The organism is Streptomyces griseoloalbus, assembly GCA_014650015.1.
Taxonomy (GTDB): Bacteria; Actinomycetota; Actinomycetes; order Streptomycetales; family Streptomycetaceae; genus Streptomyces; species Streptomyces griseoloalbus.
Genome location: BMUD01000003.1, coordinates 247,903 through 267,246 on the forward strand (window position 1 = coordinate 247,903; position 19,344 = coordinate 267,246).

Below are 19,344 nucleotides of genomic sequence, written 5' to 3' on the forward strand. Positions count from 1 at the left end.
GTACTGCGGTCGCCCGCGGGATCGTCGGTCGCCGCGGTGCCACGGACTACTGCGGGGTCATCCGCTCCACCATCTCCGGGTGCTCCTCGAGCCAGGCGGCGACGGCCTCCTCCTCGTGGCCCTGGCCGCGGTCCTTGATCTCCGCCTCCAGGGTGCCGAGCTCGTCCTCGCTCATATGGAAGCCCTTGATCCACTTCGTGAGCTGCGGGTACTGCTCGGGGAACTTCTTGCTCGCGATGGTGCGGATCGTGTTGCCCTCGCCGAAGAGTTTCTCGGGGTCCTTCAGCTTGGTCAGCTCGTACTCGCTGTACGCCCAGTGCGGCGACCACAGCGTGACGGCGATGGGCTCCTTCTTGGCGTAGGCGCGCTTGAGCTCGGCCAGCATCGCCGGCGTGGAACCGTCGACGACCTCGTACTCCTTGTCCAGGCCGTAGCCCGGCAGCACCTTGGTCTTGGCCAGGTTCATCTCACCGGTGCCCGGCTCGATGCCGATGATCCGCCCGTCGAAGAGGTCCGCCTTGCCCTTGAGGTCCTCCAGGGACTTGACGTCCTTGACGTACGAGGGGACGGCGATCTCCAGCGAGGTCGGCTCGTACCAGGTACCGAGGTCGGTGAGTCTGTCCTTGCTCTTGTCCCAGTAGTTCTTCTGCGCGTAGGGCAGCCAGGCGTCGAAGTTGAGGTCGAGATCCCCGGAGGCGAGGCCGGTGTAGACCGGGCCGACGTCCATCTGCTTGAGGTTCAGCTTGTAGCCGCGCCGTTCCAGGACGTTCTTCCACAGGTAGGTGACGGCGATGTCCTCGTCCCAGGGGAACCAGGCGATGTCCAGCGGCCGCTTCGCCTCGGCGGGGGCGGAGCCGGAGCCGGAGCCGACCGGGGCCAGCTCGTCGACGAGGCCGGGGTTGTCCTTCAGCCAGGAGCGGACGGCGTCCTGCTGCCTGCCCTTCCCGGCCTTGTTGATCTCGGCCTCGAGGCCGGTGAGCTGCTTCTCGGTCATCGAGAAGTCCTTCAGCCACTTCCCGACGGCGGGGTTCTCGCCGGCGAAGCCCTTGCGGGACAGCGTGTGCACGCCGTCGCCCTCGCCCCAGGTCCCCTTGGGGTCCTTCAGCTTCTTCAGGTCGTAGTCGCTGTACGCCCAGTGCGGCGACCAGAGCGTGACGACGACCGGTTCCTTCTTGCTGTAGGCCCGCTTGAGCTCGGCCAGCATCGCCGGCGTGGAGCTGTCGACGACCTTGTACTCCTTGTCCAGGCCGTACTCCTTGAGGACCTTGCTCTTGAGCAGGCCCATCATGCCGGCGCTGGACTCGATGCCGGTGATCTTCCCACCGAAGAGGTCCGCCTTGCCCTTCAGGTCCTCGAGGGAGTCGACGTCCTTCATGTACGCCGGGACGGTCAGCTCCAGCGACGTCTCGTCGTACCAGGCACCGAGGTCGTCGAGCTGCTTGCCGTACTTCTTCCAGTACGCCTCGTGGGTGGTGGGCAGCCAGGCGTCCGTCTGGAAGTCGATGTTGCCCTGCGCGAGGGCGGTGTAGAGCGGGCCGGCCTCGAACTGCTCGGCCTCGACCTCGAAGCCGCGCTGCTCCAGGATCTCCTTCCACAGGAAGGTGGAGGCGACGCCCTCGTCCCACGGGATGTAGCCGATGGTGATCTTCTTGCCGTTGCCCACGTTCTTGCCGTCGGCGGTGGTGCCGGAGCCGCCCGCGTCACCACCGAATATCCCCATGCCGCCCGCGACCAGGGCGAGGACGACGACGCCGATCACGGCGACCTGCGGGCGGGGCCGGTAGGACCAGATCTTCAGCCCCTGCGCGGCACGTGCCTTGGCGGCGGCGCGCCGGCCGAGCGGTGAGACCTGGGTGCCCAGGGCGCTGGTCATGCGGTCCAGGTAGATCGCCAGGATGACGATGGCGATACCGGCCTCGGAGCCGAGACCGATGTTGAGCTGGCCGATGGACTCGATGACCGCGCCGCCGAGTCCGCCGGTGCCGACCATGCCGGCGATCGCGGCCATGGACAGGCCGAGCATGATGACCTGGTTGACGCCCGCCATCACCGTGGGCAGCGCCAGCGGCAGCTGGACGCGCAGCAGGGTGTTGCGGGGGGTGGTGCCGAACGCCTCGGCGGCCTCGACCAGTTCCTTGTCGACCTGGCGGATGCCCAGCTCGGTCATGCGCACGCCCGGGGCGAGCGCGAAGATCAGGGTGGCGACGATGCCCGGGGCGGGACCGGTCCCGAAGAACAGGATGGCCGGGATGAGGTAGATCATCGCGGGCAGCGTCTGCATGAAGTCCAGGATCGGCCGGACGAATCCGCTGACCCGGTCCGAGCGGGCCGCCCAGATGCCCACCGGCACCGATATGACCAGCGCGATCACCGTGGCGACGATGACCAGCGCCAGCGTCACCATCGAGTCCTCCCACAGTTCGAGGGAGTCCAGGAAGGCGAATCCGGCGAAGGTGAGGACACCGGCGAAGGTGCCGCGCAGCCAGAAGGCGATCACCGCGAAGATGCCGGCGAGCAGCAGCGGCTCGGGGGCCTGGAGGACGGCGTTGACACCGTCGTAGGCGCCGGTGAAGACGGCCTTGAAGAAGTCGAACAGCCAGGTGACGTTGGCGAGCAGCCAGTCGACGGTGCTGTTGACCCAGTCGCCGAGCGGGATCCTAGGCACGGGCCATCACCTTCTCGCCGCCCTTGCCCCGCGGGGTGTCGCAGACGCCGGGGTCGGACTCCTCGTCACCGAGGAAGCCGACGAGGCGCTGCCGGGGCACGACGCCGACGAGTGCGCGCTCCTTGTCGAGCACCGCCACCGGGTGCGGCACGCGGGCGCTGATCGCGCACAGGTCGGTGAACGGCGTGTCGGGTGTCGCGGTCTCGCAGCCGCAGTCGGCCTCGTCGCCGCGCACCTCGCACTCCATCACCGCGCCGGCGGTGAGCACACGGGAGCGGTCGACGTCCTGGGTGAAGGAGGCGACGTAGTCGTTGGCGGGCCGGATCAGGATGTCCTGCGCGGTGCCGATCTGCACGATGCGGCCGTCGCGCATCACCGCGATGCGGTCGCCCAGGCGCATGGCCTCGTTGAGGTCGTGCGTGATGAAGACGATGGTCTTCTTCAGGGTCTGCTGCAGTTCCAGCAGCTGGTCCTGCATGTCGCGGCGGATCAGCGGGTCGAGCGCGCTGAACGACTCGTCCATCAGCAGCAGGTCCGCGTCGGTGGCGAGCGCGCGGGCGAGACCGACGCGCTGCTGCATGCCGCCGGACAGCTCGTCGGGCCACGACTTCTCCCAGCCGGCCAGGCCGCACAGGGCGAGCGCCTCGTCGGCGCGGGCTTCGCGCTCGGCGCGGGGCACGCCCTGCACTTCGAGTCCGTACGCGGCGTTGTCACGAACGCTGCGGTGCGGGAACAGCGCGAAGTGCTGGAAGACCATGCTGATCTTCTTGGAACGGACCTGGCGCAGTTCCCGGTCGGGCAGCGCGGTCAGGTCCTGACCGTCGAAGCGCACGTGTCCGGCGGTCGGCTCCAGCAGGCCGTTCAGCATCCGCAGCAAGGTGGACTTGCCCGAGCCCGAGAGGCCCATGACGACGAAGATCTCGCCCGGCTCCACGGTGAAGGAGGCGTCGATGACGGCGGCTGTGATGCCGTCGGCGCGCAGCTCCTCCCGGTCCGCTTTCTTGTGGCGCAGTCGTTCGACCGCCTGGTCCGGTCGTCTGCCGAACACCTTGTACAGATGCTCGGCCTCAAGCCTGGATGACACGCGTACCTCTTGTCTCGACGGCAAATGACGGAAGCGACGCCCGGCGGACGGCTCACGCGGTCCAAAACAGGTTGAATCTGTAACCGGCATCGCTCCGGGGCCGCGCCTCCCCGCTTTCGCACGGAGCAAACGTGTTGGTGTGATGCCTCACAGCGTGGGCGCGTTACGCAACTCGTTGCGCATCACGCGCCGGGTCCTTTTCTTCGGGGCACGGGTCTCTTTCCTTCGGGGCACTGTCGGTGGCGTGCGGCATGATGCGGGACGTGACCGGACGACTGATGCTCCTCGACACCGCCTCCCTGTACTTCCGCGCCTACTTCGGCGTCCCGGAGTCCGTCAGGGCCCCGGACGGCACACCGGTGAACGCCGTGCGCGGACTGCTCGACTTCATCGACCGCCTGGTCAAGGACCACCGCCCGGACCACCTGGTGGCCTGTATGGACGCCGACTGGCGCCCGCACTGGCGGGTGGAGCTGATCCCCTCCTACAAGGCACACCGCGTCGCCGAGGAACACCCGGCGGGCCCGGACGAGGAGGAGGTGCCCGACACGCTGTCGCCGCAGGTCCCGGTCATCGAGGCGGTGCTCGACGCGGTGGGCATCGCCCGCGTGGGGGTCGCCGGGTACGAGGCGGACGACGTGATCGGCACGTTCACCGCCCGGGCGACCGGACCGGTCGACATCGTCACCGGCGACCGCGACCTGTACCAGTTGGTGGACGACGCGCGCGGGGTGCGGGTGCTGTATCCGCTGAAGGGCGTCGCCACGCTCCAGGTCACCGACGAGGCGGCGCTGCGCGAGAAGTATGGGGTGGACGGCAGGGGGTACGCGGATCTGGCGCTGCTGCGCGGTGATCCGAGCGACGGCCTGCCGGGTGTGCCCGGCATCGGGGAGAAGACGGCGGCCAAACTGCTCGCCGAGTTCGGCGATCTGGCCGGGATCCTGGCGGCCGTGGACGACCGGCAGGCCAGGCTCACACCGTCGCAGCGCAAGCGCCTGGATCTGGCGCGGCCGTACCTCGCGGTCGCCCCCAAGGTCGTCCGGGTCGCGGACGACGTCCCGCTCCCGGACGTCGACACGGCGCTGCCGCGCACGCCGCGCGACCCCGCGGCGGTGGAGTCCCTGGCCGCCCGCTGGGGCCTGGGCGGCTCGCTGCAGCGCCTGCTGACGACCCTCACGGCGTGAGCCGCACACCGTGCCGAACCGAACGGCCCGTTCTCCGATGAGGCGTCGGCCGAGATCGAGGTGCTAACTTAGGTAAACCTAACTGTGACAGCTGGGAGGCCCCTCATGGCAGAGCGACCGGGACGCTCACCGCGCACGCCGCACACCGCCGAGGTCGTCCGCACCGAGCGGCTGACCCCGCACATGCAGCGCGTGGTGCTCGGTGGCGAGGGCCTCGCCGGCCTCGTCGCGGACACCTGCACCGACCACTACGTCAAGCTGCTGTTCCCGGCCGCGGGGGTGACCTACCCGGAGCCCTTCGACCTGCAGCGCATCCGCGAGGAGTTCCCGCGCGAGCAGTGGCCGGTGACGCGGACCTACACCGTGCGCCAGTGGGACGCCGAGCACCGGGAACTGACCCTGGACTTCGTGATCCACGGCGACGAGGGCCTGGCCGGTCCCTGGGCGGCGAGCGTCCGGCCCGGCGAGATCGTGCGGTTCCTGGGCCCCGGCGGCGCCTACGCCCCGGACCCGTCCGCCGACTGGCATCTGCTCGTCGGCGACGAGAGCGCGCTGCCCGCGATCGCCCGCTCCCTGGAGGCACTGCCGCGCCGCTCCAGGGCGTACGCCTTCGTGGAGATCGCCGGCCCCGAGGAGGAGCAGAAGATCGACTCCGACGTGGAGGTCCGCTGGCTGCACCGCGGCGGGCGCCCCGTCGGCGAGGCGCTGGTGGAGGCCGTCCGCGCGCTCGACTTCCCCGAGGGCCGGGTGCATGCCTTCGTCCACGGCGAGGCCCACTTCGTGAAGGAGCTGCGCCGACTGCTGCGGGTGGAGCGCGGCATCGCGCGCGAGGACCTGTCGATCTCCGGCTACTGGCGGCTCGGCCACAACGAGGACGGCTGGCAGGCCTCCAAGCGCGAGTGGAACGCCCGCATCGAGGCCGAGCAGGAGGACGTGCGGGCCTCCGCCTGACCTCGTCCGAGGCGCCGACCGGGTGAACCAGGGCCCGCCACCCCGGCCCGGTCGGCGTGGCGAGCCGCCGACGGCGTGCGGCTGCCGCAGGATCCGGGCGCGTGGCACACACCTTCGACGAGCTCGTGGCCAAGCAGCGCGCGGCGGACGAGGCTCACGCCCGGGTACGCCGGCTGCGGGACGCCTACGGTCCTCCCACCCGGACCAAGTGGAGCGGTCGCCAGACCGCGACCTGGGAGACCGCCTGGCGGGCCTGGCGCGACCTCGCCCGCGACGTCCGGATCGCGGTGACCGAATACGCGCGAGCCGAGGCCGTGCCACGCCAGGAGGTCGAGGCCCGGCTGAAACGGGCGGCCGGCCACGAGAACCCGCCCGGTACGGCCGCTCCGGACGCGTAGCACCGGTCTCGCGGCCCGCCTCATACCCTTGCTCGCTGTGAGACGCAGACGCCCGATCCCGCCCGCTCCCCTGCCGCAGCGCGAGGGGGTGGACCCGGTGCGGGTGCGGCTGCCCGCCGGGGGTCAGTGGGCCACGGTGCGGGACCATCTGGTGCAGCGGCTGTCGGCCGGGGCCGGTGTCGTCGACGGGATGTTCGCCGCGGGGCTGATCGTCGGGGCGGACGGGCGGGCCGTACCGGCGGACACGCCGTACGCACCCGGCCTGTTCCTGTGGTTCCACCGGGAGCCGGCCGCGGAGGTGCCGGTGCCCTTCCCGCTGGAGGTCGTCCACCGGGACGAGCACATCGTCGTCGTCGACAAGCCCCACTTCCTGGCCACCACCCCGCGCGGCAGCCACGTCACCCAGACCGCGCTGGCCCGGCTGCGCCGTGAGCTGGGCGTCCCGGAGCTGGGCGCCGCCCACCGCCTCGACCGGCTCACCGCGGGCCTGGTGCTGTTCACGGTCCGGCCCGAGGAGCGGGGCGCGTACCAGACGCTGTTCCGCGACCGGCTGGTGCGCAAGGAGTACGAGGCCGTCGCCCCGTACGACCCGGCGCTGGAGCTGCCCCGGACCGTCCGCAGCCGGATCGTGAAAGAGCGCGGGGTGCTGACCGCCCGGGAGGTCGAGGGCGAGCCGAACGCGCTGACCCGCGTGGAACTCGTCGCCCACCGGCCGGACGGCCTCGGCCGCTACCGGCTGGTGCCCGGTACCGGGCAGACCCACCAGCTGCGGGTCCACATGAACGCCCTCGGTGTGCCGATCCTCGGTGATCCGCTGTACCCCGAGGTGACCGGCCCCGTCCCGGCCGGTGACTTCCGGCGCCCGCTGCAACTGCTGGCCCGGACGCTGGAGTTCACCGACCCGGTGACGGGCGTGGAGCACCGGTTCGCCAGCGGCCGGGTGCTCGCGGCCTGGACCTCGTACGAGGCGTGGGCCGCCGGTCAGTAACCGCGCCACCAGCGCAGGAAGCGCTGCCAGGCGTTCCGCGGCGGGACCGGTTCCGCCACCGTCGGGGGCGGCGGCACCGGAAGGGGCTGCGCGGCGGGCGGCTCGAAGCGCGGCGCGGGCGACACCGGGGGCGCGGGGTCCGGCACGGTCCCCGGCCGGGCGGCGCCGATGTGCCAGTCCTGCTGCGGCGCCGCATCGTTCTCGTGGCTCGGCCGCTGCATCACGTCCTGCGGCGGCCGGGGGGTGAAGTGGACGGGCAGCTCCACGAGGTGCCGTGAGGCGATGGACTCGGTGTAGTACAGATCGTCCTCGTGGATGCTCAGTTCGACGTCGGGCAGCCGCATGAGCAGCGCGTCGACGCCGACTTCGGCGATGACGCGGCCGATGTCCTGACCCGGGCACTCGTGCGGGCCGCCGCCGAAGGCGAGGTGTGAGCGGTTGCCCTGCATGTCGGCGGTTGGGTCGGGGCGTACGCGTGGATCGACGTTGGCCGGCGCGGGCGCGAACAGCAGTCCGTCGCCCTTGCGGATGCGCTGTCCGCCGAGCTCCGTGTCCTGCTTGGCGAAGTAGCCGAGGATGGTGCTGAACGGCGGCTCGTCCCAGAGCAGTTGCTCGACCGCCTCCGGCACGGTCATCTGGCCGCCGTTGAGCTGGGCGCGGAAGCGCGGGTCGATCAGCACCTGGCGCAGCACGTTGGAGAGGAGATTGGCGATGGTCTCGTAGGCGGCGATGAGCACCAGCCTGAGGTGTTCCCTGACCTCCTCGTCGGTCAGTCCGGCCGGGTGGGTGACGAGGTGGCTGGCGAAGTCGTTCAACGGCTCCGCGCGGCGGCGGGCGGTGAGGCGGCCCAGGATCTCGACGATGTACGCGTTGCTGGCGATGGCGGTCTCGGTGCCCTTGATCATGTCGCGGGCGGCCTCGACGATCCGGTCGTTGTACTCGTCGGGCATGCCGAGGATCTGGCACATCACGGCCATCGGCAGATGCTCGGCGTACTGGCCGACGAGGTCGGCCTCGCCGTCCTCGCAGAACCCGTTGACGACGCGTTGGACGCTGCGGTTGATGTGCCGGCGCAGCGTGCGGAAGTCGATGGTCGCCACGGCGGCGTCGATGGCGCCGCGCAACCGCTTGTGCTCGTCGCCCTCGGCGAAGGCGCAGATCGGCTGCCAGGCGATGTGCGGCATCAGCGGGTGGTCGGGCTTGACCATGCCCTCCCTGAGCGGGGACCAGATGCGGGTGTCGCGACCGTACTGCCCGGGGGTGCGCAGCATCTGCTGGCTCTCGGCGTGGCCGAGGACCACCCACACCGGCACGTCGTCGTGGAGCAGCGCGGGCGCCACCGCGCCGTGTTCGGCCCGCAGCTTCTCGTACAGCTTCTTCAGGTCGTCCGACTCGTGCAGCCGGCTCAGCCCTCCGGGGCCCAGGCCGTGCGCGGGGCAGCCGGGGGGCGGACCGGGCCGGAGGCCGTCCGTTCCGGTCGGGGTGTCTCCCGTCAGGGAGTGGGATTCAGGCGTCACAGTGGTCGCTCCGAAAAGGGAAGGCAGCGGTCTGGGGAACGGGACGGATCCCGTGGATCAGGTGAGCGAGCCCGTCATGGCGAGCGAGTGCAGGAACCGCATCAGGGTCATCAGGACGTCACGGCTGGAGGCCCGGCGCCGGACGTCGCACTCCACGATGGGGATGTGCTCGGACAGGTCGAGGGCGGACCGCAGATCCGCGATCGGGTAACGCGGTCCGTCCGGGAAGGAGTTGACCGCGACGACGAACGGCACGCCGCGTTCCTCCAGCCGCCCCATCACGTCGAAGCTGACTTCGAGACGCCGGGTGTCGACCAGGACGACCGCGCCGAGCGCCCCCTCGAACAGGCCGTTCCACAGGAACCAGAAGCGCTCCTGGCCCGGGGTGCCGAAGAGGTACAGCACCAGCTGGTCCGTGATCTTGATGCGGCCGAAGTCCATGGCGACCGTGGTGGCCGTCTTGGAGGCGGAACCGAAGTTGTCGTCGACCCCGATGCCGGCCTGCGTCATGGTCTCCTCGGTGGTCAGCGGTTTGATCTCGCTGACCGAGCCGACCATGGTCGTCTTGCCGACCCCGAATCCGCCCACGATCACGATCTTCACCGCGGCCTGTGCCGTGTGCGGCAACTGGTCCTCGGCCCGTGGGCCCGCAATGGTGTCAGAGCCTTTGAAGTCCATGCATCACCGCTTCGAGAAGGGAACGGTCCGGGAGCGCCTTCCGTACGATCGGGGAACGCGCCTGCACCAGTTCCGCCGTCAGCATCTCGGTGAGCAGCACGGTCACCACGCTGAACGGCAGGCTGAGGTAGGCCGACAGTTCGGCCACGGACAGGGGGGCGACGCAGAGCCGGAGCAGCGCCGCCTGCTCGGGGGTGGCGGAGGGCGGGGGGTCCGGGGAGCGCGCCACGATCAGCGTCACGAGGTCGAGGTCCGCACGTTCGCCGTCCGGACCGGCGACGACGTACAGCCGCTCCGGATTGCCGCCCTCGCCCTCCTTCCTGGCCGGTTCGGCCGGTCGCGGAGGGGGGTCACCCTGGGGGAAGCGCCTCTGGCGTCGCGGAGGAGTCATACGGTCTGCCCGTTCCGTCGGGGCGGACTGGTCAGATGGGCGCCGATGCGGACGACGAGGTCGCGCATCATGCCGCCCATCCGGCCGGGTTCGCAGGTCATGTCGGAGAGCACCGCGAGATAGGCGTTGGCGCCGGCCGCCATCAGATAGAAGTAGCCCTCGTTGATCTCGATGAGCACCAGCTTCATCTCGCCGTCGCCGTGCGGCAGTTCCTGGGCGACGGCCCCGGCGAGGCTCTGTACGCCCGCGCAGGCCGCGGCGACCCGGTCGGCGGCGTCCGGGTCGCCGCCGTAGCGGGCGATGCGCAGGCCGTCGGCGGAGAGCACCACGATCATCTCGACGCCGGGTACGCCGTCGGCGAGCTCCTTGAGCATCCAGTCGAAGTTCGCTCGTTGCTGGATCACTTGAGGTCCCCCTCGTCATCGGCCTCGGTGCGGGCCGGTTCGTTGATGAGATGCAGGTAGGCGGTCGGGTTCCGGGTGAAGTCGGTGGGGTGGACGCCCGGGTCGAGGTCCTTCTTCAGGCCCTCCCAGAAGGCGTCGACCCACAGCCCGGGTTCACGGTCGTTCCGCTTCTTCTTCTCGGGCTCGGGCCTGGCCCAGATGTCGTGGTACTCCTCGCCGCGCTCCGCGGCCTCCCGCTCGGCCCGTTCGGCGGCCGCCTGCTCGGCGTACCGCTGGGCCAGCGGGGTCTTCACCCTGCTGCGGCGCTGCGGCAGGCCGCCCGCGGTCCACTCGGTGACCTCGGGGACGTCGTCCTCCATGGCGACCGTGTCGGGGATGCGGGGGCTGGTGGGGCGGCGCCTCTTGGGGGTGCGCTCGGGGCCGGGGAGGGCGTCGACCGGGCGGGGCACGGCGGTCGCCCCGATGCCGTGGGCGAGGCCGACGCCGGGCTGGTCGGTGATCATCTCGCTCGGCACGATGAGGACGGCGCGGACGCCGCCGTAGGCGGAGGCGCGCAGCGAGACCTGCATGTTGAACGCGGTGCAGAGCCGGCCGACGACGGCGAGGCCGAGGCGCGGGTTCGCCCCGATCTCCTGGAGGTCGACGCCCCTCTGGGCCTGCTCCAGGATCCCTTCGATCCGGGCCCGGGCCTGCTCGTCGAGGCTGACGCCGGCGTCCTCGATCTCGATGGCGACGCCGGTCTGCACCTCCGTGGCGGTGACGCTCACCTTGGAGGTCGGCGGTGAGTAGCGGGTGGCGTTGTCGAGGAGCTCGGCGGCGGCGTGGATGACCGGCTCGACGTAGATGCCCTTGATGTTGACCTTGGCGATCGACTTCAGGTCGATGCGGCGGTACTCGAGGATGCGCGACATGGCGCCGCGCAGCACGCTGTAGAGCGCGACGGGCTTGGGCCACTGGCGTCCGGGACGGCCGCCGCCGAGGACGGAGATGGAGTCGGCGAGACGGCCGATCAGCGCGGTGCCGTGGTCGATGCGCAGCAGGTCGTCGAAGACCTCGGGGTTGCGGCCGTGGTCCTCCTCCATCTCGCGGAGTTCCTTGGCCTGCTGGTGGACGATCGCCTGGACGCGGCGGGCGATGCTGACGAAGGAACGCTGGGCGGAATCGCGCAGGGTCTCCTCCTCGTCGATGATCGTCAGCATCGTCTTGAGCATGTCGGTCTGGTACTTCGGCAGATCGCGCCAGGCCGGGTTGAGCCGGGGAAGGTGGCGGAGCACCTCGTCGGCGTCGTGTCCGCTGTGGAGGTAGTCCAGGGCCGTGGGAACGACGTGGCGGGAGAAGTAGTCCGTCTCCGTGTCGTGGGCGGCGATCCGCGCCTCCAGATACGCACGGTGACGGTCGTACTCGGCGCGCGCGTCCCGCAGGACACGGCCGCGGCGCACCGCCTCGGTCGCGGCGGCGGTCACGAGCAGGGTCGCGACGGCACCGCACACGCCGACGGCGATCCGGGCGGGCTCCGTCACCAGGGCGACGGCGGCTCCGGTCGCCGCGGCCATCACTATGGCCGGCAACAACAGCACGCGTGCGTAAGGAAGGTGGACACTCGCCATGTGAGCCCTCTGAAGCGAATCGACTGACGGTCGGAAACATGCGCATAGGGGAACAAGCGCACGAATTCATCTCAACTCGGTGCGCTGCGGGCGAGCTTAGTCCGGCAGGATCATCGCCATGTCATATTCAGCAAGTGCCGGAAATGACCTTTGGGGCAGGAGTACGCTCGGGTCATTTAAACGGTGTGCGCCCGTTCGAACACAGACCGTCACCGTGCACGCGCGTACGAAAACCACTCACCGTCACGGGTGAGGAAAGCCCTGCGCCGCTGATCCTGCCCAGGAAGTCGGCCGGTGATGCTCCCGGTGGGGGCGCGGGGGACGCGAAAGCCCGGCGCGCCGGGAGCGCGCCGGGCTTTCGGCGGTGCGGCGCCCGAGGGATCGACCCCCGGACGTCGCCGGGTGGGTCACCCCACGGAGGAGTAGGCCACCACGCCGCGCAGCAGCGCGTCCACCGCCCTGCGGGCGTTCCTGGCGACCGTCGAGCCGTCGGTGGCGGGCGCGGCGGCCGAGATCTGGCCGAGCACGTCGATGACCTGCTTGCACCAGCGCACGAAGTCACCGGCGGGCATCTCCGCCTCGCGCAGCACCTCGTCCAGGCCCTTGCCCGAGGCCCACATGTAGGCGGCCCAGGCGAAGCCGAGGTCGGGCTCGCGCTGGCCCACGCCCTCGGTCTGGCTGATCCGGAAGTCCTCCTCCAGCGCGTCCAGCCGCCCCCAGATGCGGACCATCTCGCCGAGTGCCGCCTTCGCCTTGCCCGAGGGCAGCTTGGGCGCCATCGCGTCGTCGGCGACCCGGGCCTCGTACACCAGCGCCGAGACGCAGGCGGCGAGTTCGGCGGGGGCAAGCCCCTCCCAGACGCCCTCGCGCAGGCATTCGCTGGCCAGCAGGTCGAGTTCGCCGTACAGCCGGGCCAGCCGCTTGCCGTGCTCGGTGACCTCGTCGCCGCGCAGATAGTCCATCTCGCTCAGCAGCGCGACGATACGGTCGAAGGTGCGGGCGATCGTGTTGGTCCGGCCCTCGATGCGCCGCTCCAGCTGCGAGGTGTCGCGCACCAGCCGGTGGTACCGCTCGGCCCAGCGGGCGTGGTCCTCACGGTCCTGGCAGCCATGGCAGGGGTGTGCCCGGAGCGCCTTGCGCAGCCGCGCGATCTGCCGGTCGTCGGCCGCCTCGGAGCGCTTCTTGCGGTGCCGGTCCGGCGCGATGTGCCCGGCCTTGGTGCGCAGGGCGGAGGCGAGGTCCCGACGGGACTGCGGGGAGCGCGGGTTGAAGGACTTCGGGATCCGCATCCGCTCCAACGCCTCGACCGGCACCGGGAAGTCGATCGACGCCAGCCGCTTGACCTGCCGCTCGGCGGTCAGCACCAGCGGGCGCGGACCGTCGTGGTACTCGATGCCGCGGTGGCCGTTGGTGCGGCCCGCGGGCAGCCCCGGGTCGAGGACCAGCGCCAGCCCCGCGTACTTGCCGGTGGGCACGTGGATGACATCGCCCGGCTTCAGCTTCTCCAGCGCGACGGCGGCCTCCGCGCGCCGCTGCACCGCGCCCTGCCGGGCCAGCTCGTTCTCCCGGTCCTTCAGCTCGCGGCGCAGCCGCGCGTACTCCTCGAAGTCGCCGAGGTGGCAGGTCATGGAGGCCTTGTAGCCCTCCAGCCCCTCCTCGTTGCGCTGCACCTGCCGCGAGATGCCCACGACCGACTTGTCCGCCTGGAACTGTGCGAACGAGGTCTCCAGCAGTTCGCGCGAGCGGTGCCGGCCGAACTGCTCGACCAGGTTGACCGCCATGTTGTACGACGGCTTGAAGCTGGAGCGCAGGGGATACGTACGGGTGCCGGCCAGCCCCGCCAGGTGCTCGGGGTTCATCGCGCGCTGCCACAGCACGACCGCGTGGCCCTCGACGTCGATGCCGCGCCGGCCGGCCCGGCCGGTCAGCTGGGTGTACTCGCCGGGGGTGATGTCGGCGTGCTGCTCGCCGTTCCACTTGACGAGCTTCTCCAGCACCACCGAGCGGGCGGGCATGTTGATGCCGAGGGCCAGGGTCTCGGTGGCGAACACGGCCTTCACCAGACCGCGGACGAACAGCTCCTCGACGACCTCCTTGAACGTCGGCAGCATGCCCGCGTGATGGGCCGCGATGCCGCGCTCCAGGCCCTCCAGCCACTCGTAGTAGCCCAGGACGTGCAGGTCCTCGGCCGGGATGGAGGCGGTGCGCTCCTCGACCAGGGCGCGGACATGGGCCCGCGCCTCCTCGTCGTTGAGCCGGAGTCCGGCGTACAGGCACTGCTGGACGGCGGCCTCGCAGGCGGCGCGGCTGAAGATGAAGGTGATGGCGGGCAGCAGGCCCTCGGCGTCCAGCCGCTCGATGACCTCGGGACGGCTCGGCGTCCACACGCGCGAGCGCTGTCTGCGCTCGCGCTCCCGGTCGGCCTCGCGCATGTTGCCCCGCCCGCGCTTGCGGTCGCCCCAGGACGGGCGGCTCGCCTCCAGGCGGGCCATCCGGGTGAGGTCCGGGTTGACGGCCTTCTTCTGGCCCTCGCCCTCCTCGAACAGGTCGTAGATCCGGCGCCCGGCGAGCACGTGCTGGAACAGCGGCACCGGCCGGTGCTCGGAGACGATCACCTCGGTGTGGCCACGGACGGTGTCCAGCCAGTCGCCGAACTCCTCGGCGTTCGACACCGTCGCCGACAGGGACACCAGGGTCACGGACTCGGGGAGGTGGATGATCACTTCCTCCCAGACGGCACCACGGAAGCGGTCGGAGAGGTAGTGCACCTCGTCCATCACCACGTAGCCGAGGCCGAGGAGGGTCTGTGAACCGGCGTACAGCATGTTCCGCAGCACCTCGGTGGTCATCACGACCACGGGGGCGTCGGAGTTGACGCTGTTGTCGCCGGTGAGCAGGCCCACCTTGTCGGTGCCGTAACGGCGGCACAGATCGGCGTACTTCTGGTTCGACAGCGCCTTGATGGGTGTCGTGTAGAAGCACTTCTTGCCCTGCCCCAGGGCGAGATGGACGGCGAACTCGCCCACGATCGTCTTGCCGGAGCCGGTGGGCGCCGCGACCAGCACGCCCTTCCCCGCCTCGAGCGCCTGGCAGGCCTCGATCTGGAAGGGGTCGAGGCCGAAGTCGTACATCTCGCGGAAGGAGGCGAGCGCGGTGGCCTGCTCGGCAGCGCGCCTGCGTGCTGCCGCGTACCGCTCGGCCGGTGAGAGGTCCTCTGTCATCGTGCCTTCGAGCGTACCGGGCCGCACCGACAACAGGACGATCATTATCCGGATCGGCTCCGGTGCGACGGGGGAACCGCCCAGCTCAGGGGCCCACGACCCGCACGGCTCCGCGCACGCAGTGCGCGCTCAGCGGCAGCGGCCCGAGCGGTTCGCCGTCCGCGTACCCGGTGATCTCCGCCGCGGCGAGCTCCACCCGTGCCGCGCGGAAGACGGTGACCTCGGGATGCTCGACATGCGTCCCCCGGTACACCGCCGGAAAGACCCGCAGCAGCGTGGCCCGGCCGCAGTCCCCGACCACCGTGATGTCGAACAGCCCGTCGGTGAGATCGGCGCCGGGGCAGATCCGCATGCCGCCGCCGTACGACGATCCGTTGCCGACGGCGACCAGCGTCGCCTCGACCTCGTGGACGTCGCCGCCGTCGAGGGTGATCCGGTAGGGGAACGGACGGAAGGCGGCGAGCTCGGCGACCATGGCGAGGTCGTACCTGAAGCGCCCCGCGGGCAGCCGCATCCGGTTGCCGCGGTCGTTGACCCGGGAGTCGAAGCCGGACGCGAGGACGGTGGCGAACCAGCGGTCGCCGACCCGTCCGAGGTCGATGTCGCGCACCCGGCCGCACTTGAGGGCGTCGGCGATCATCCGGCCCGCGGCGGCCGGTTCCCGCAGCGGCATGCCGAGGGCGCGGGCGAAGTCGTTGCCGGTACCCGTGGCGACCAGCCCGAGCGGGGTTCCGGTGCCGACGACGGCCTGCAGGGCCAGGTTCGCCATGCCGTCGCCTCCGACGGCGATCAGGGCGCCGGTGCCGTCCGCGACGGCGGCACGCGCGCGGGCCGCCGCGTCCTCGGCGTTCTCACCGAGGATCGTCCGTACCGAGAAACCGGCGTCCCGCAACGCGGAAGCGGCCGGCCGCGCCGCGCGGGCGCCCCGGCCGCGGCCCGCGGTGGGGTTGACGAAGAGGGTGATCTCGCTGGTCACGGAAGCGACCTTACGAGCTGTGAGCCGATCCTCAGGTCACGTCGTCATAACCGTTGACCCGGTCCTTGGTCGCCTGCTCGGGCAGGGCGGCCACCGGTTCCACCGGGTCGATGTCCTCGGGGGTGAGATCCAGCTCGGACGCCTCGTCGTCGGCGGGGCCCAGCGCCTCCATGCGACGCCTGCGGCGGTCGTTGAGCAGGGACACGGCCACCGCGCCGAAGTACAGGATCCAGATCGGACCGGCGAGCGCCATCATGGTCAGCGGGTCGGTGCTCGGCGTGGCGATGGCCGCGAACAGCGTGATGCCCATGATCATCCCGCGCCACCAGCCGAGCATCCGCTTGCCGGTCAGTGCTCCGGAGAAGTTGAGCATGATCAGCAGCAGGGGCAGCTCGAAGGAGAGGCCGAAGACGACCACCATGCGCGTGACGAGGTCGAGCAGGTCGTCCAGCGGCAGCAGGTTGTCGACGCCGAACGGCGTGAAGGTGATGAGCACCTCGGCGGTGGTCGGCAGGACCGCGTACGCGAAGTAGGCGCCAACGAGGAAGAGCGGGAAGCCCGTCGCGACGAACCCGTAGGCGTACTTCCTCTCGTGCCGGTGCAGCCCCGGGGCGACGAAGGCCCACAGCTGGTACAGCCAGACCGGCGAGGCCAGTACGACACCGGCCATCAGGGAGACCTTCAGCGCCAGCGTGAACGGCGTGAGCAGACCGTTGATCGTGATCTGCGCGCACGGATCCGCGTCGTCCTTGGCGCGCGCGAGTTCCTCGAAGGACTGCTTGCACCCGACGGACTTGAGGACCGGCTCGGTGAAGAAGTTGATGATCTCGTTGTAGAAGAAGGCGGCGACGACCGTCACCAGCACGATGGCCAGCAGTGCCTTCGCGAGCCGGTTGCGGAGCTCACGAAGGTGCTCCGCGAGGGGCATCCGTCCCTCGGGATCCCTCTCCTTCTTGCGGGCAGACTTGAGCAACCCACGTTCCCATCTCGTGCGGCGGGCCGGAGTTCACCGGCCCTGCGTCAGCGCTTGGTCGTGTCCGTCGGCTCCGTGACCGGGCGGGAGCTGGTCACGTCACCGGGGGCGGCCTGGATGGTGCGCTGCGAGGGAGGCTGCTGCTCGCCGGTGGCCGGCGGGTCGGCCGGGGCGGAGGACTTGTCCTCCTTCATCGCCTTGGCCTCGCTCTTGAGGATGCGAGCGGACTTGCCGAGCGACCGCGCCATGTCCGGAAGCTTCTTCGCGCCGAACAGCAGGATGATGACGACGAGGATGAGAATGATCTCGGGAGCGCCGAGCCTTCCGAACATAAGTCTTTACCTTCTCACCGAGGCTGCTGGGGTGGGTGCTGTCCGACCGGTCGGACATGTGTCCGAACGGTCGTGTTGTCAGCGATCGTAACGCTCGGGGGTAAACGTGAGGCAATCCCCGTGCGTACTCCCGTCCGCGGTCCGGGCCTCGTTCTCCGGGCCGCGATCAGCAGCGTACCTGTCGGGGCCCGCAAGGTGACAGGGCGAAGCGGGCCGGAACGGCGTGGAAAGGACGCCGGTGCAGCTCAGAGCGCTTCGGCGGAACGGGCCGCACCCGTCGCCGCACGCTCCAGGTCCTCCGCTGCCCGGCTGATGCGGCGCGCGGAGTCCGTCACCTGTCTGCCGAGCCGCTCCGCCTCGACGAAGACCCGGACGGCCAGCACCCCGAGCACCAGTAGACCCAGGAACCCCACGGCAACCGCGAACATCGGCCAGAACATGAGGGCGAGCCTAGACCGTCGAGTGCAGCCGCAGCGTCCGGACCCCGCCGCCGGTCAGCAGCTCGACGATCCGCTCCCCCGCCGGCTTGCGGACGGCCGCGCCGCACTCGGGGCAGGTGAAGGAGTAGAAGGTGGTGCGGTTGCTGGCGCCGATGGCCAGGCGCAGCGCGCTCGCGGTGAGCTCGAAGCGCTCCCGGCAGTCCGGGCAGCCCGCCCGGAACACGACCGGGGCCACACTTGTCATCCCGGCGAACGCGGACGCCGCCGTCATGCCCCGCACTCCAGGGGTCGCCGACTCACTCACAGTCCTCGCTCCTGCCTGTCGTCCTGCCCCGCCGGTACCGGTGACCCGTCCGGCACAGACAGCCCATCGAACTCCGGCTGCCCGCACGGCACGAGCCGCCCATCGGGCGGTAACTGCCGGTCCGGAAGCAGCCGGCCGCCCAGCGCCGGCCGCCCGTCAAGCCGCGGCTGCCTCTGCGGCACCGGCCGCCCATCGGGGACCGGCTGCCCGTGCCGCACCGGGTGCGGTGCGCTCATCCGGCCGCCTCGACCCCGTCGTACGCCGCCAGCGCCTCGCGGGCGGCCTGCCGGGCGCTGTCGGCCAGCTCGTGCGGCTCGACGATGCGGCCGTCACGGCCGAGCCGCAGGGCCAGCCGCCTGAGCGAGGCCGGGTCGGGCGTGCGCAGGATGATCCGCAGCCCGCCGTCCGGCAGTTCCTCCGCGCTGTCGTGCGGGTAGTACTCCGCGACCCAGCGCCCGCCCGGCGCGACCTCGACGACGACCTCCGGGTCCTCGGCCGCGGGCTGCACCAGCCCTTCCGACAGGTCCCGCAGCTCGACCTCGGGCGGCGCGGACGGCTCGTCGAGGATCCTGATCTCGGCGACCCGGTCGAGGCGGAAGGTGCGGCGCGCCTCGGAGCGGCGGCACCAGGCCTCGACATAGGTGTGCCCGACGCTGACCAGGCGGATGGGGTCGATCTCCCGCTCGGTGACCTCGTCGCGCGCCGGCGAGTAGTAGCGGATCCACAGTCTGCGGCGCTCGGCGATGGCCCGGTCGACGTCGGCGAAGACGCCGCCCTCGGACTCGAACGTCACCGAGAGCCGGGAGCTCGCACCGGCCGCCTCTCCGGCCGCGGTCTCCACCTTGGCGGTGGCGCGCAGCAGCGCCTGCCGGTCGCTCTCCCGCAGTCCGGGCAGCGTGGCCACGGCGCGGGCGGCCACCAGCAGGGCGGTGGCCTCGTCGGCGGCGAGCCGCAGCGGCTCGGCCGCCTCCGCGCCGAGAGCGGCCGGATTGTGCCACCAGATGCGCTCGCCGTCGGTGTCGATGTCCAGCAGGTCGCCGCCGCGGAAGCTGGTGCCGCACATGGGCAGCACATCGAGGTCGGAGACCAGCTCGTCCTCGGTGATCCCGAAGGCGCGCGCCACGTCCTCGATCCGGGCGCCGGGGCGCTCCCGCAGATACGTCACCAGGGAGAGCATCCGACGGGTCTGGTCGATGGCGTTCGAGGGCCTGACCGGTTTGCCTGCCACGTT

Annotated in this window: 18 protein-coding genes; 4 read left to right on the forward strand and 14 right to left on the reverse strand. The window is 70.9% G+C overall.

Annotated elements, in window-relative coordinates; genetic code table 11:
* Nucleotides 1–46: 46 nt before the first annotated feature.
* Nucleotides 47–2,665, reverse strand: coding sequence for an ABC transporter permease/substrate binding protein (locus IE178_RS06400; protein ID WP_184765547.1), 2,619 nt, complete (start codon nucleotides 2,663–2,665; stop codon nucleotides 47–49).
* On the reverse strand, nucleotides 2,658–3,749 hold the full coding sequence (locus IE178_RS06405) for a quaternary amine ABC transporter ATP-binding protein (RefSeq protein ID WP_184765546.1): 1,092 nt from the start codon (nucleotides 3,747–3,749) through the stop codon (nucleotides 2,658–2,660). Before IE178_RS06405 ends, IE178_RS06400 begins: the two co-directional genes overlap by 8 nt.
* A 278-nt stretch (nucleotides 3,750–4,027) precedes the next feature.
* On the opposite strand from IE178_RS06405, the gene IE178_RS06410 reads away from it, so the two are divergent.
* The 4 genes from IE178_RS06410 (at nucleotide 4,028) to IE178_RS06425 (ending at nucleotide 7,270) form a co-directional block, all read left to right on the forward strand.
* On the forward strand, nucleotides 4,028–4,933 hold the full coding sequence (locus tag IE178_RS06410) for a 5'-3' exonuclease (RefSeq protein ID WP_318279892.1): 906 nt from the start codon (nucleotides 4,028–4,030) through the stop codon (nucleotides 4,931–4,933).
* Nucleotides 4,934–5,038: 105 nt separating this feature from the next.
* The gene (locus IE178_RS06415) at nucleotides 5,039–5,884 is read left to right on the forward strand and encodes a siderophore-interacting protein (protein WP_193511578.1); all 846 of its coding nucleotides are present in this window, start codon (nucleotides 5,039–5,041) and stop codon (nucleotides 5,882–5,884) included.
* A 101-nt stretch (nucleotides 5,885–5,985) separates the two neighbouring features.
* A complete protein-coding gene (locus tag IE178_RS06420; RefSeq protein WP_184765543.1) occupies nucleotides 5,986–6,282 on the forward strand; it encodes a hypothetical protein in 297 nt (98 codons plus the stop codon).
* A gap of 37 nt (nucleotides 6,283–6,319) precedes the next feature.
* Nucleotides 6,320–7,270 carry an RluA family pseudouridine synthase gene (locus IE178_RS06425; protein WP_184765542.1) on the forward strand — a complete coding sequence of 317 codons (951 nt, stop codon included), beginning with the start codon at nucleotides 6,320–6,322 and terminating at the stop codon, nucleotides 7,268–7,270.
* Here IE178_RS06425 and IE178_RS06430 read toward each other — a convergent pair.
* The 12 genes from IE178_RS06430 to IE178_RS06485 form a co-directional block, all read right to left on the reverse strand.
* The gene (locus IE178_RS06430; RefSeq protein ID WP_193511579.1) at nucleotides 7,264–8,787 is read right to left on the reverse strand and encodes a cytochrome P450; all 1,524 of its coding nucleotides are present in this window, start codon (nucleotides 8,785–8,787) and stop codon (nucleotides 7,264–7,266) included. The two genes, IE178_RS06425 and IE178_RS06430, sit on opposite strands and share 7 nt — an antisense overlap.
* Before the next feature lie 57 nt (nucleotides 8,788–8,844).
* Complete coding sequence (locus tag IE178_RS06435; RefSeq protein WP_184765540.1) at nucleotides 8,845–9,465, reverse strand: GTP-binding protein; 621 nt, start codon at nucleotides 9,463–9,465, stop codon at nucleotides 8,845–8,847.
* Entirely contained in the window at nucleotides 9,446–9,856 is a 411-nt protein-coding gene (locus tag IE178_RS06440) for a DUF742 domain-containing protein (protein WP_184765539.1), read from the reverse strand. The genes IE178_RS06435 and IE178_RS06440 overlap by 20 nt, the downstream gene beginning before the upstream one ends.
* A complete protein-coding gene (locus tag IE178_RS06445) occupies nucleotides 9,853–10,260 on the reverse strand; it encodes a roadblock/LC7 domain-containing protein (RefSeq protein WP_145870257.1) in 408 nt (135 codons plus the stop codon). Before IE178_RS06445 ends, IE178_RS06440 begins: the two co-directional genes overlap by 4 nt.
* A complete protein-coding gene (locus IE178_RS06450) occupies nucleotides 10,257–11,867 on the reverse strand; it encodes an ATP-binding protein (RefSeq protein ID WP_193511580.1) in 1,611 nt (536 codons plus the stop codon). Before IE178_RS06450 ends, IE178_RS06445 begins: the two co-directional genes overlap by 4 nt.
* Before the next feature lie 407 nt (nucleotides 11,868–12,274).
* On the reverse strand, nucleotides 12,275–15,133 hold the full coding sequence (locus IE178_RS06455; protein WP_193511581.1) for a DEAD/DEAH box helicase: 2,859 nt from the start codon (nucleotides 15,131–15,133) through the stop codon (nucleotides 12,275–12,277).
* Between the two features lie 40 nt (nucleotides 15,134–15,173).
* Nucleotides 15,174–16,064 carry a diacylglycerol kinase gene (locus tag IE178_RS06460; protein WP_193511582.1) on the reverse strand — a complete coding sequence of 297 codons (891 nt, stop codon included), beginning with the start codon at nucleotides 16,062–16,064 and terminating at the stop codon, nucleotides 15,174–15,176.
* 31 nt (nucleotides 16,065–16,095) lie between these two features.
* On the reverse strand, nucleotides 16,096–17,037 hold the full coding sequence (gene tatC, locus IE178_RS06465) for a twin-arginine translocase subunit TatC (RefSeq protein WP_193511583.1): 942 nt from the start codon (nucleotides 17,035–17,037) through the stop codon (nucleotides 16,096–16,098).
* Nucleotides 17,038–17,084: 47 nt separating this feature from the next.
* Nucleotides 17,085–17,369, reverse strand: coding sequence for a Sec-independent protein translocase subunit TatA (tatA, locus tag IE178_RS06470; RefSeq protein ID WP_193511584.1), 285 nt, complete (start codon nucleotides 17,367–17,369; stop codon nucleotides 17,085–17,087).
* A gap of 245 nt (nucleotides 17,370–17,614) precedes the next feature.
* Entirely contained in the window at nucleotides 17,615–17,809 is a 195-nt protein-coding gene (locus tag IE178_RS06475; RefSeq protein ID WP_193511585.1) for a hypothetical protein, read from the reverse strand.
* Nucleotides 17,810–17,819: 10 nt separating this feature from the next.
* Nucleotides 17,820–18,113, reverse strand: a complete 294-nt coding sequence (locus IE178_RS06480; protein WP_193511586.1) for a hypothetical protein — start codon at nucleotides 18,111–18,113, stop codon at nucleotides 17,820–17,822.
* 232 nt (nucleotides 18,114–18,345) lie between these two features.
* Nucleotides 18,346–19,341 (reverse strand): helix-turn-helix transcriptional regulator, encoded by a 996-nt coding sequence (locus IE178_RS06485; RefSeq protein ID WP_184765531.1) that lies wholly within the window; start codon nucleotides 19,339–19,341, stop codon nucleotides 18,346–18,348.
* Nucleotides 19,342–19,344 lie beyond the last annotated feature (3 nt).

Bases quoted from the DNA above. Each gene is read 5' to 3' on its own strand.
- IE178_RS06435 (WP_184765540.1), bottom strand. From the start codon at position 9,465: ATGGACTTCAAAGGCTCTGACACCATTGCGGGCCCACGGGCCGAGGAC.
- tatA (WP_193511584.1), bottom strand. From the start codon at position 17,369: ATGTTCGGAAGGCTCGGCGCTCCCGAGATCATTCTCATCCTCGTCGTC.
- IE178_RS06475 (WP_193511585.1), bottom strand. From the start codon at position 17,809: ATGTTCTGGCCGATGTTCGCGGTTGCCGTGGGGTTCCTGGGTCTACTG.
- IE178_RS06440 (WP_184765539.1), bottom strand. From the start codon at position 9,856: ATGACTCCTCCGCGACGCCAGAGGCGCTTCCCCCAGGGTGACCCCCCT.
- IE178_RS06415 (WP_193511578.1), top strand. From the start codon at position 5,039: ATGGCAGAGCGACCGGGACGCTCACCGCGCACGCCGCACACCGCCGAG.
- IE178_RS06410 (WP_318279892.1), top strand. From the start codon at position 4,028: ATGCTCCTCGACACCGCCTCCCTGTACTTCCGCGCCTACTTCGGCGTC.
- IE178_RS06455 (WP_193511581.1), bottom strand. From the start codon at position 15,133: ATGATCGTCCTGTTGTCGGTGCGGCCCGGTACGCTCGAAGGCACGATG.
- IE178_RS06450 (WP_193511580.1), bottom strand. From the start codon at position 11,867: ATGGCGAGTGTCCACCTTCCTTACGCACGCGTGCTGTTGTTGCCGGCC.